The sequence below is a fragment of the Campylobacter sp. RM9334 genome (assembly GCF_020138145.1).
Taxonomy (GTDB): domain Bacteria; phylum Campylobacterota; class Campylobacteria; order Campylobacterales; family Campylobacteraceae; genus Campylobacter_E.
In genome coordinates, this window is sequence record NZ_JACGAX010000033.1 from 1 (window position 1) to 11,810 (window position 11,810).

General features: G+C 28.9%; 10 protein-coding genes. 2 read left to right on the plus strand and 8 right to left on the minus strand.

Features of this window, described 5'->3' with window-relative positions; genetic code table 11:
• Window positions 1-40: 40 nt before the first annotated feature.
• From AVBRAN9334_RS09725 to AVBRAN9334_RS09750, 6 genes are all read right to left on the minus strand, one after another.
• The gene (locus AVBRAN9334_RS09725) at window positions 41-2,173 is read right to left on the minus strand and encodes an autotransporter outer membrane beta-barrel domain-containing protein (RefSeq protein ID WP_336607698.1); all 2,133 of its coding nucleotides are present in this window, start codon (window positions 2,171-2,173) and stop codon (window positions 41-43) included.
• 96 nt (window positions 2,174-2,269) lie between these two features.
• Window positions 2,270-2,716 (minus strand): hypothetical protein, encoded by a 447-nt coding sequence (locus AVBRAN9334_RS09730; RefSeq protein WP_239803119.1) that lies wholly within the window; start codon window positions 2,714-2,716, stop codon window positions 2,270-2,272.
• On the minus strand, window positions 2,706-3,638 hold the full coding sequence (locus tag AVBRAN9334_RS09735; protein ID WP_214118912.1) for a D-2-hydroxyacid dehydrogenase: 933 nt from the start codon (window positions 3,636-3,638) through the stop codon (window positions 2,706-2,708). The genes AVBRAN9334_RS09730 and AVBRAN9334_RS09735 overlap by 11 nt, the downstream gene beginning before the upstream one ends.
• Complete coding sequence (locus AVBRAN9334_RS09740; protein WP_239803120.1) at window positions 3,635-4,693, minus strand: iron-containing alcohol dehydrogenase; 1,059 nt, start codon at window positions 4,691-4,693, stop codon at window positions 3,635-3,637. Before AVBRAN9334_RS09740 ends, AVBRAN9334_RS09735 begins: the two co-directional genes overlap by 4 nt.
• 9 nt (window positions 4,694-4,702) lie before the next feature.
• Entirely contained in the window at window positions 4,703-5,869 is a 1,167-nt protein-coding gene (locus tag AVBRAN9334_RS09745) for a glutathionylspermidine synthase family protein (RefSeq protein ID WP_239803121.1), read from the minus strand.
• Window positions 5,870-5,974: 105 nt separating this feature from the next.
• Window positions 5,975-6,643, minus strand: coding sequence for a hypothetical protein (locus AVBRAN9334_RS09750; RefSeq protein WP_336607699.1), 669 nt, complete (start codon window positions 6,641-6,643; stop codon window positions 5,975-5,977).
• Window positions 6,644-6,751: 108 nt separating this feature from the next.
• On the opposite strand from AVBRAN9334_RS09750, the gene flgE reads away from it, so the two are divergent.
• Window positions 6,752-9,274, plus strand: coding sequence for a flagellar hook protein FlgE (gene flgE, locus AVBRAN9334_RS09755; RefSeq protein WP_336607700.1), 2,523 nt, complete (start codon window positions 6,752-6,754; stop codon window positions 9,272-9,274).
• An 84-nt stretch (window positions 9,275-9,358) separates the two neighbouring features.
• A complete protein-coding gene (corA, locus tag AVBRAN9334_RS09760) occupies window positions 9,359-10,318 on the plus strand; it encodes a magnesium/cobalt transporter CorA (protein WP_214118896.1) in 960 nt (319 codons plus the stop codon).
• Between the two features lie 695 nt (window positions 10,319-11,013).
• Here corA and AVBRAN9334_RS09765 read toward each other — a convergent pair.
• Window positions 11,014-11,397, minus strand: a complete 384-nt coding sequence (locus AVBRAN9334_RS09765) for a type II toxin-antitoxin system death-on-curing family toxin (protein WP_214120398.1) — start codon at window positions 11,395-11,397, stop codon at window positions 11,014-11,016.
• Window positions 11,394-11,567: a hypothetical protein gene (locus tag AVBRAN9334_RS09770; protein ID WP_214120408.1), complete on the minus strand. Its 174-nt coding sequence runs from the start codon at window positions 11,565-11,567 to the stop codon at window positions 11,394-11,396. Before AVBRAN9334_RS09770 ends, AVBRAN9334_RS09765 begins: the two co-directional genes overlap by 4 nt.
• Between the last annotated feature and the right edge of the window lie 243 nt (window positions 11,568-11,810).

Sequence of the window (11,810 nt, forward strand, 5' to 3'; positions counted from 1 at the left end):
TAGTGGGGGTTTGATAAAAAAGGGCTTAAAGCCCTTTATTTTAAAATGTATATCTAATGGTTGAGTTTATTTCATAATCATTTGTAAGTTTTGTGCCAAAGCTTCTTTCAACACTTAAATTCAATCTTAAATTATCGCTAAATGTATATGCTGTGCCAACGCTTACAAATCCTCTATCGCTAGCTCCTAATTTGCTTTTTACCTTAGCATTTACTCCTTTTATAATATCGCCAATTAAAAGGTCTGCTTCTTTAGTTTGAGTATCAATTACTGCCCCAACACCAGCTCTAAATGTAAAATCATTTACGCTATAACCTGCAAATATTTGTGGTTTAAATATTAATGGAGAGTGAGCATCTACATTTATTTTAAACTTATTAAAGATTTTTAAGCTTGATTCATATTTGCCGATATATCCAGTGATTATCTCAAGGCTTGGTTCAAGATAAAAATTATTATTTACATTAAATCTATATCCACCCTCTGCACTAGCTAAGAATGAATTTTGAGATTTAACATCAACAAATTTACTATCATAACTACTTCTTATATATTTTAATACCAAATCAGCAAAATATCCATCATTGTGAATATAGCTTAAATACGCTCCTACACTAGTGTCTTTTGCTCTTACACCTGCATTGATTTTATCATAGCCAAATAGCACACCAGCAAGAATATCAGCATTATTTAAGCTAGTTTTTTTATCTGCACCAATTTGGGTTGAATAGTAATTAAAATTATTGTTACCATTGCTAAAACGACCACCATAAATTCTAAACCAAGTCCCAATATCCGCATTTAAACCACGCACTTCACCTAAACGCTTATTCATATTATTGATTTGAACATTTAAAGTGCTTAGAGCTTCTGCTGTTATATCGTCTTTTTTCTCATCTAAAATTGTTGTAGCTATTTGATTTGCTAAGGTTTGTGCTTGTGCTTTTACTTCAGGAGCTGCATTGCTTAAATCTCCATTGTGTGAAGCTGCTAAAGTTATTAATGCGTTAGCGTGAGCTTGAGTATTAGCCGTATAAATACCACTTGACATTAACTCTTCTTTAACTTTTTTACCTTCTTCTGTATTGTTTGTAATATTTGCTTCAATATTTTCTAATTCTTTTTTTAAGTTTTCTAAATCATTATTAGCTGTAGTTAGCTCTGTTTTAGCTTTTTCAAGGTCTTCACTTGCTTTATCTAAATCTGTTTTAGCGTTAGCATTGGTCTGTTTAGCTTCTTCAACTTTAGTTTGAGCTTCTTGAAATGCATTTACTGCTGCATCTACTTTAGATTTTGCGTTTGTAATTTCTTGAGTATTTTTTTCAATATTTGCTGTTGTAGTTGCTAAAGCTTGTTGTTTTGTCTCTAAATCTAATTTAGTTTGATTATGTTTATTGACAATATTTTTTTGATTGTTTTTTATATTAGTAGCATTTTGTTTAGCTTGATTAAGTTCTGTTTCAGTTCTCATTTTTTCTGCAATTAAACTTTTATTTTTTTCATCTAAATCTGTTATAGCTTTTTTTGCAGCCGCTAATTCTTTTGTTTTCTCTTCTAATTTAATTTTGATAGTTTCTTTATCTTCTTTATTTGCTATTTCATATTGTTTAGATAATTCAGAATGTTCCTTGCCTAAAGCTATGTCTTTATTAACAAGGTCTTGTTTATTAGAATTTGCAATATCTAACTCTTTATACGCATTATTAAAAGCAACTTGTTTTTTTTCAATATCACTATTTACTGCTGTTAATTGAATTTCAAAAAGTTTTATATCTTCTGCATATTTTGTAATACTGCTTTCTAATTGACTAATTTCAGAATTTAAATTATCTTTTTGAGTATTTAAAGAATTGCCTTGATTTACTAAATTAGCATGTTCTCTTTCAGCTTGATTTTTCAAACCCTCTTTATCTACTGCTGTTAATGTTGCTGTATCTATAGCCTTTGCAGTTTCTTTAAATGCTTTATCTTTTTCTTTATAATTTGTATCAGCATTATTTACGCTTTCTTGTTTTTGAGTTATTAGAGTATTTTGCTCTTTAATCTTGCTTTCTAACTCTGTTTTTTGACTTAAAAAAGTTTCTAAACTATTACTTAAACTATTTTCTACTGCATATACATTTGTCCCTAGTAGTGCCACTGCACAAACCGATGAAAATAATACTTTTTTCATAATTTCTCCTTATTATAAATTCCATCTAAATATAATATTTTTTTGTAAATTTTATTAGATTATTAGGAAAAAATTATTATAGAATAATAAAATTTATTATTTATTAATTTTAATGATAATATTTTTTGAAGAAAACTCACATTTTAAATCATCAACAACATAAGTTAAATCATCAATTATTTGAGTAAAACCATTTGGAGTTTTTGAGTAATTTTTCTTAGAAAATATATTTTTACATAAAATTATATCTTTTAACAAATCATCATAATACCATTTGCCAAAAAATTTTTCATTAAAGCTTTTTTTGGTATAGCATTCGTTGTTAAAACATATTTTTTCATTGATTTTAAAAGTATTTATGTATTTTCCAAGTGTATATAAATCAAGACTTAAATCACCTTTATTATCCTTTAAAAAACCTTGTCCTTTAAACTTAATAATATCGCTTTTAATAGTTAGATTTATAGTTGTAGTTGGAATTTGCTTAGCACAAGAGCTAAAAAATAGGGCTAAAATTAGCCCTAAGTAAATCTTATTTACCATTTAAAAAATCTCTTAAATTATTCACCATCATTGCCACTAGCCTTGTAACACACTCACAAGCAGTCCAAGCTATGTGCGGGGTGATTATTAGATTTTGCTTTTTGCTTATGTTTAATAAAGGATTATCGGCACTCATTGGCTCAACTTCTACAACATCAAGCCCAACACGGATATTTTTACTATCAATTGCTTTTGCGAGTGCTACTTCATCAATTATCCCGCCACGCCCAAGATTTAGCAAATACGCATTATCTTTCATCATTGTTAGTTCTTTTTCGCTGATTAATTTATATGATTTGTCGTTAAGTGGAGCGTGAATGCTTATAATATCGCTATTTTTTAGCAATTCTTCTAAGCTAACTTTTTTAAAATCAGCATTGTTATTATTGCCACTAAGACTTGTATAAATCACATTAGCACCAAACATTTGTGCTATTTTTGCAACTTCTTTTCCAATAGCTCCAAGTCCTATAATTCCCCAAGTTTTGCCTTCTATTGTGTAAATTCTTCTTGAATAATCGCAAAATAATTCGCTCTTAGCCCAATTGCCTTTTTTTGTGTAGTCATTATAATAAAGAGTTTCGTTCATTAATGATAAAAGTAGAGCATAAGTATGTTGAGCCACACTTTTTGTGCTATAACCTGCTACATTTTTAACTACGATATTAAATTCTTTTGCCGCAACCAAATCAACCGTATTCATACCCGTTGCACTAATTAAAATTAGTTTTAAATCAGGGCAAGCTTGCATAACTTCACGGCTCATTTTGATTTTATTAATCACTGCTACTTCGCATTTTTCTAATCTTTTTACTACTTCATTAGGCGATGATTTTTCATATAATACAACTTCGCCAAATTCTTTAAATGCGTCAATGTTTTCTCCACCTAAGGTGTTTGCGTCTAAAAATACAATTTTCATTCTTTCTCCTTTTTATAAATTAAAGCATTTTTTATCTCATCAAGATTTGTTATAAAACCACGATTAATTAGATTAATAACATCGCTAGATGCAAGGACTAAACTAGCTATTTTGTCAATATGTTTTAAAAACTCATCTTCTTTTATAAAATCACTTATTTTAGTAGGTAAATTGATTTCTTTGTAAAACTTAAGCAATTTTTCATATTCATCATATTTTTTCTCAATTAGTAATTGGACTAAAATACCAAATGCTACTAATTCTCCGTGCAAGAAGTTTTTTTCTATTTCTTTAATATAACTTATCGCATAGCAAGTTGCGTGAGCAAAAGCTCCATTATATTCAATATTAATTGAGCGTGAAACATAGCCAGTATTTACTATTATTGACATTACGACATTTTTAAAACTCAAATCATCATTTAAAGATTTTGCATATTCATAGTTTAAATCTACGCACAAATTACTACAAATTTTGCCAAAAGAATTTGAGTAATTTACGCCTATATTATTAGCTTTTGCATATTTTAATTGCAAATCAAATTCGTAAAATTTCGCCATCGTATCGCCAATACCTGCTATTAAATACCTTTTAGGAGCGTTTTTAATAGTTTCTAAATCTATAAAACATTTAAAAGGCGGTTCTTTAAAAAGCGCTAATTCTTTAAACTTTTCATCTTCATAAATAACAGATAGAGCAGATACAGCAGCACAAGTTGCAGCGATTGTTGGTATAGTAATTATTTTTAGATTAAAAGCATTTGCTATGTATTTTGAAGTATCTAAAACCTTACCACCACCAATTGCTAAGACTAAATCAAATTCTAAGCCTTTGCATTCATTTATAATTTTATTAATATCATTAAACGAGCATTCTTTAGTATGTGTTAGATGATAATTGCCACTAATTGAGTATTCTAATTTATCTTTAAATTTCGCAAATGCCGTAACTCCAGCAATAACTAAAATATTTTTATAATTTTGTAATTCTTGTTTTAAATTCTTTTTAATATCAAAATCAACTACAAATGAAGTAAGACTTAGAATTTCTTGCATATTTTTCCTTTATTTAATAATGTGTCCTACGAATTGTGCGTAATTATCTATAATAGTTCCACCTTTTCTAAATCCAAGTCCGCACGCTTCGTAGGCAAAAAATACCCCAGCTTGATAGAACTCGCCATTATATTCGTTAAGTTCTGCAAATTCTTGATAAATAAATCCGTTATTTTCATAATCTCCATTATTTTTTGTAATTATTTCGCCATTTTTGTCCAAAATCGTAACATTTGCACCTTCACGACCAAAAAACGGCTTTTTAACTTGTTTAGCATTTTCAAGTGGTAAAAAGCTAGTTTTTAATAAATATTTATGATTTGGATAAAGCTGCCATAAAATCTCTAAAATAGCCTTGCTTTGAAATAATAATGTATAAGCAGGATTTAGGATAATTGCTTTTTGGTTTTTGATTATTTTTGTTAGTAAATGTGCTAATTCGCTTTCTTCAATAGCTATTATTTCCCAAGGAATTAGCATAAAGCAAAACTCATAATTCTCATCAGCTAAAAACACTCCATCTTCGCTAAATTCAATATCTTCAACATAAGCAAACTCGCATTCATATCCAGCGTCTTTTGCCATTTGCATAAGTAATCTTGTAGTTAGCTCTTCTTCAGTATTTTTTACACTTGTAAAAAGTATTTTCCAGCCTTCATATACTTCATCAAAATTACTTACATCTTCATCTAAAGTTGATAAGCGTTTAAAATTATCAACGATTGCTTCGTAAGTGTGATTGAATTGATTGCTTTCATCTAAATTATTTAGTCTTAATTGCTCAAATTGTAAAATCGCCGTTTCAAAAAGTGCCGTTGGAGTATTTGCATTAAACTCAAGCAATTTAATAGGTAAATTATCAAGTCCACCAGCTAAATCAAAACGCCCATATAAATGCCAATGAACTTCATTTTCCCAAGATAATTTCACAACTTCGTGTAAATTAAAAGGAATGCCAAGTTTATCTAAAAGATTATTATCAATTACATAAGAACCTGCGTTTATAAACATATCATATAGCTCATTGCAAGCGTTATAATAATTATTTGCTTCATCTTCGCTAATTATTATTAATTTATCATCTACATATGATTTTTTATCTTCATTTGTATGCCAAGTAAAACCCATATTTTCTAGCTTTTCAGTGCTTAGTTTTTGAATATTTAAAAATTTCATTTTTCTCCTTTTAATAAAAGCTGATTTTAACAAACATTGATAAAGCTTTTATGATTAATTTTTTTTTGATATTATGAAATGTATTTCGTGGGTGGACGGACACCCTTAAAAGCAGAGTTTTACTCTGCTTATCAAATCTTCATTAAAATCATTTATCAAATCATCTAAAAATCTTTCTAAATTAACTGGGTCTATACTGATATAATAATTTTGATTTAATTTGTAGCTTATGTTAGAAATTTTATTGTTTCTAAGTTTTAATAAATTTTCAAAATGACTCGCGCGATTTCTAAGAATTAAAAATAATTTTAGCAAAGCTCTATTTTTATCAATTAGTGATATTTTTGTCTTTTTGTTATTAAGAAAATAATATTTTTTATTATTCTTATCAAATCTTTTTAAGTCTAAATCTGAAAATATATACTTCTCAATTTTTTCATCTTCAATAATCTTAATTATCGTTCCTAGCGTAAGATTGCTTAATAATTCATCTTTTGTAGGCGTTCTTTTTTTGCTTTTATATAATTTATTTATTTGTTCTTTTATACTTTCATTTTCGTAATCTAAAAGCCAATCATCATTATTAAACTTTTTTGCCAAAATATCATTTAAATAATTTCTTAAAGTTATTTCTAAAATGCCTATTTTTGGGGATAATTTTGAAATTAATTTAAGATTTTTAAAATGCTCGTCTAAGTCTTTATAACTTTGTAATCTTGTATTTGATAAGCACTTTATTAAATCTAATCTAAAATTATTTTTTATACTATCCACAAAATCCCCTTATTTTCGGTATTAAATAAACATTTTAATATAAAAAAATAAAATTGGAACACCTTTTGCTAAAACTTGCTTAGAGAATTTAATTACAAGGATATAAAAATGATGAGATCACTTTGGTCTGGAGTATCAGGTCTTCAGGCACACCAAATAGCAATGGACGTAGAAGGTAATAACATAGCAAACGTTAATACAACAGGCTTTAAGCACTCTCGTGCAAATTTTAACGACTTGATGAACCAAACAAGCAAAGTTGCAACAGCTCCACAAGGAGAGCTAGGTGGTAAAAACCCTATGCAAGTTGGACTTGGAACTCAAATTAACTCAATTACTAAGATTTTTGCTCAAGGAAGTATCCAAACAACTAAGAAAAACACAGACTTAGCTATCCAAGGCGATGGATTTTTCGTAGTAAGCCCTGATGGTGGTAAAACTTATAAATATACAAGAAACGGGGACTTCGTTCGTGATGCTTATGGTAACTTCGTTGATAATAATGGTTATATAGCACAAGGCTGGTTAAGAGATGAAGTTACAGGCGAAGTTGATACTACTTCTCCAATTAGAAATATAGTAATAAAACCAGGTCTTACAACCCCTGCAAATCCTACAACATTAGTTAGTTTAAAAGCAAACCTAAATTCAGGTAATAGTATAGGCGATAAAAAAACTCCAATCTATCAGCTAGATAGCAACCACGAATGGACTAATATAAACGGCGATGGTATTAAAGTTGATGCGGGTGTGCATAAAGAAAACGATGTTTCACAAAATAGCTTTATTACAAACAAAAATGGTGAATTACGCTTAAATGAGCGTGGCGTTGATATGGGGGTATTATTCAATGCTAGTGGAGAAAGTCTTGGACTTAGAAAAGGTCAAGGAATTTGGGTTAGTTATGCAGAAGCTAGAACTGGTCAATTAACATTGGGAAATGCTGGAAATAATGCACCTACTATCGATAATAACGGAACATTTAATGTAGCTGCTAATTTAAATATAGAAATTAACGGAACTCAAATAGCTGCTAGTGTTTCAACTGTAGCTGATATAGCAACTGCTATTAATGGAGTAAGTGGTAAAACAGGTGTAAGAGCTGATATAGTAAATGGAAATCAACTAATACTTGTAAATGATAATAAGCAAGGCACAACAGCAGCTATGAAAAACATAGTTTTAAGAGCTGGAAATGGAGCAAATGTAGATAATACTGGTATTTTAAGAACTGCTATAGAGCATCATGGTAACGGTAATGGTGCTAGTATAGAAGTAATTACTGCTTATCAATATACTTATGATCCAAACCCAACTAATACAGCACACGCATTAAATGCAAATACCGAAAGAAGCTTTAATACAACAGAAGATTTAAGAGAAGCTATGCAAAAAGATGCAAGGCTTTATGTAAATTACGATGGAAGACAAATAGCTGATGATCAATGGAGTACAAATGGGACTAAAAATGATGGAGTTGAAATCATAGTAGATGCTAAAGGACAATTCGTTATCAAAAATCCTAAAGGAGACGCATTTAATGCTGATGATGGCGATATTACTGATATGAGCACAGAAGCAATTTATAATAGAGCTAGAGTTTTATTCAACAATAATGGAGTAGGTGTAAACTATCCACAGGGTTTACCTGGTTTAAATGGTTGGGATCAAATTACACCGGAACAACAAGCACAATTTATACAATTAAATCCAGCTTTAACAACTCCTGCAAACGCAAATGCAAACGAAGACGACTTCAATATGTTCTTAAGCATTAGCAATCTAACAAATCCGGCAAATAATGTTAATGAAAACGATAAATTTATGAAAACAATGCAAGGTATGCAAGGAGCACTTACAAGTGGAGATGGAATTCGTCAAACTCAAGGGCTTTATATGAGCGCACATAGTTCAAGTATTGATATATTTGACTCACTTGGGACAAAACACTCAATCAAATATGACTTTACAAAAATCGGCTACACAGATGATGGTGGCACAGAGTGGGGAATAGTAATTCAAGTTCCAGAGCCTTGTGAAATCAACATTAGTGGCGAAGGTCCAAAAAATGTCCTAACAGGAACAATTAGATTTAATAGTGATGGTTCATTACAAGGATTTAGCCCAAGTTCAGTAAGCTTTACAGCAAACAACGGCTCAACTCCTAATCAAAACATAGATTTTTATTTCGGTAATCCAAATGATTTTGATGGAATTACAAGTTATGATAGAGAGAGCAATACAAGTGGTATTTCTCAAGATGGCTTTAGTGGTGGGGACTTAAACGGAATTAGAATTGATGAAAGCGGAACAATCATCGGAAGCTTTACAAATGGTAGAAGCTTTGGTCTAGCACAAATTGCGATGGCGACATTTACAAACAACGAAGGTTTAGAAGCTGAAGGCGGCAATGTTTTCACTCAAACATCAAACTCAGGTGAGCCAGTAATCGGAGCTGCTACAACAGGTGGTCGTGGTAAAATCCAAGCAAGTAGCCTTGAAATGTCTAACGTTGATTTAAGCACATCTTTAACAAACTTAATCGTAATTCAAAGGGGTTATCAAGCAAACTCTAAGACAATTACTACAAGTGATCAAATGCTTAACACACTTTTACAATTAAAACAATAATTCTTAGGATTTAAGCTTAGCCTTAAATCCTATTTAAAATTTCAAAATTTTCATTATAATAATTAAAATTTATAAAGGATTTTTATGCTTTTTGTTTATTATAAAGACAATTTAAATGTATTAAAACGCACTATTAATATCAATGAAGAAATACCTGAAAATACTTTATGGGTAGATTTGTTTAATTTCAACCTAGATGAGATTGCTTATATAGAAAATAATTTTAATATTAAAATTCCAAACGATGATGAAAAATACAATATAGAAGAAAGTGCGAGATATTGGGAAGAGCAAGATACTATCACTATTAATAATGTGTTTTTAAATAAAGACGCTCTAAATCAAACAACCACTACAAAAGATACGATTACATTTTTACTAAATAAAAAAGTATTATTTACAATCCGTGCTAGAGAAATTCCGACCTTTGCTTCTGTAGAAAACATAATTCTAGCAAATCCAACTCATTATAAAAGTGGCTATGAGATATTAAGCGAGATTTTTGATATGAGAGTGGATAAAGATGGAGATGTGCTAGAGTGGATTGATAAAGTTTCAAGATTGCTAAAAACCGAGATTTTAGAGCAAAAAAATGCTCTTGATTATGATTTTTACCTTGCTAAGATTTCAAATCTTCAAGATTTAAATATGCAGATTAGATATTCGTTGTTTGAGAAGAAAAAGACCTTATCATCACTTATTAAAAGCGATAAAATAGGCGTTCATATTAAAGAGAATTTAGACATAATTTTAAAAGATTTAAATTCTTTAATAGATTTTAGCCTTTCGCAACTTGGGATTTTGGATAATATACAGACGATTTTAACTAGCAAAATTGACATAGAACAAAACAAAATCATAAAGCTTTTTACCGTTGTTACCGTTGCTATGATGCCACCTACTTTAATAGGGACAATTTATGGAATGAACTTTGAGAATATGCCTGAATTAAAATTCCAATATGGGTATTTTATAACCTTGAGCCTAATGATAATCTCTACAATAATACCTATTATATTTTTTAAGAAAAAACGCTGGTTATAAGGGTGGATTTAAAACAATCATAAATATTTTTTATGCTAGTTTTTTGATTTTGCTTAGTTTTTATAAAAAAGGTGCTAAGAATAGCACCTTAAAATAATTACAATAAAAATATATCGCTAAAATCTAATTTATGTTAAATTATTTATTTTGCTATTATTTACAATGCTAATGCAAGTTGGAATTAATATATTTTTATCTTTTATACACTAGCACTAAAATCAATTTTGATATGATAATCTCTACAATCTTTTAAATCCATTACAATGCGTAGTTTTTATAAATCAAGTTCTTAGACTTTTGTTAGATTTTATCAGCTTTGCTTAGCTTATTGTATTGTTTTTTGTATTGCTTTGATAGATGGATTTTATATATTCTTACTATCTATAGCTTTTTTATACTCATCGTAATTTTTACACTTAATTACATTGCCACTTTCAACTTCTTTTAACGCCTTGTAAAACTCATCGCTATTATAGTAATGATTGGCTGGGTATTCAAGAAATCTTACTTTTTGTTTTTTTAATCTTTATCGGCTCATTAAATGCCTTTACTAATTCTTTTAAAGCCTTTAAAAATACGGATTATTATTTGTTGTAATTGTTACATTCATATTTGTTACTTTTGTAATCGTTAGCATATTAAATTATTAAGCGTTAAGAAAAATGCTTTAATCTAAATCTTTTAGTCTAATTTTATTATTGATTATATTTATTTATAAAATTTATCAATATTTCTCTTAGCTCATCTTTTAAAATGCTTCCATCGGCTACTTGCACGACTATATCTTCCATAACTATAGCAAATTTCTCATTATATTTATCATCTAAATCCAAAAAATGCATAGCTAAAAATATTGAAGTTCTTTTATTACCATCAGTAAAAGGATGAAATTTTATACACGAAAACATTAAATGAGTAATTTTATCGGCTAAAGTTGGATAATAATTATCGTTTTTTATATGCTCTAATGCACTTTCTAGGTAGCCTAATTGAGTATTATTAAAACCACTCAATCCGCCTGTTTTTTCAATGATTTTTTCGTGAATAATTATGGCTTCTTCTAATTTGATATATCTCATTTGTCTTTTAATCTTTTAAATACTGATAAAATCTCTGGTTTGTCTAACTCTTTTTCCATTTTTGCCATAGTTTGACTGACTAATCGTCTTTCTTCTTGGTATTCTTGTGTTTTTAAATTTTTATCTATATATGGATTTTTCACAGCGTTATCAAAATTAAATTCTTTCATCTTAGCTCCTTTGTAATCGTTATCTTATACTAAATATGTTTAATTTATAAAGTTTTAAGTAAAATTCTTGCTTTAAATTCTTAAAAGTTTAAAATGTTTTTTGATTATGTTTTTTAAAAAGTTAAAGAAGTAAAAAAGGTGCTAAGAGTAGCACCTTTTTTGTTATTACAAATAATCTTTAAAACTATTGTAATAATTTAGTAGTTTTTTAAGATAGCTAACGCTATCTTAAAAACTCCTATT

Excerpts from the sequence above, each read along its gene's own strand:
- AVBRAN9334_RS09730 (WP_239803119.1), bottom strand. The coding sequence starts at position 2,716 with ATGGTAAATAAGATTTACTTAGGGCTAATTTTAGCCCTATTTTTTAGC.
- AVBRAN9334_RS09770 (WP_214120408.1), bottom strand. The coding sequence starts at position 11,567 with ATGAAAGAATTTAATTTTGATAACGCTGTGAAAAATCCATATATAGAT.
- AVBRAN9334_RS09745 (WP_239803121.1), bottom strand. The coding sequence starts at position 5,869 with ATGAAATTTTTAAATATTCAAAAACTAAGCACTGAAAAGCTAGAAAAT.
- flgE (WP_336607700.1), top strand. The coding sequence starts at position 6,752 with ATGATGAGATCACTTTGGTCTGGAGTATCAGGTCTTCAGGCACACCAA.
- corA (WP_214118896.1), top strand. The coding sequence starts at position 9,359 with ATGCTTTTTGTTTATTATAAAGACAATTTAAATGTATTAAAACGCACT.
- AVBRAN9334_RS09740 (WP_239803120.1), bottom strand. The coding sequence starts at position 4,693 with ATGCAAGAAATTCTAAGTCTTACTTCATTTGTAGTTGATTTTGATATT.
- AVBRAN9334_RS09765 (WP_214120398.1), bottom strand. The coding sequence starts at position 11,397 with ATGAGATATATCAAATTAGAAGAAGCCATAATTATTCACGAAAAAATC.
- AVBRAN9334_RS09735 (WP_214118912.1), bottom strand. The coding sequence starts at position 3,638 with ATGAAAATTGTATTTTTAGACGCAAACACCTTAGGTGGAGAAAACATT.
- AVBRAN9334_RS09725 (WP_336607698.1), bottom strand. The coding sequence starts at position 2,173 with ATGAAAAAAGTATTATTTTCATCGGTTTGTGCAGTGGCACTACTAGGG.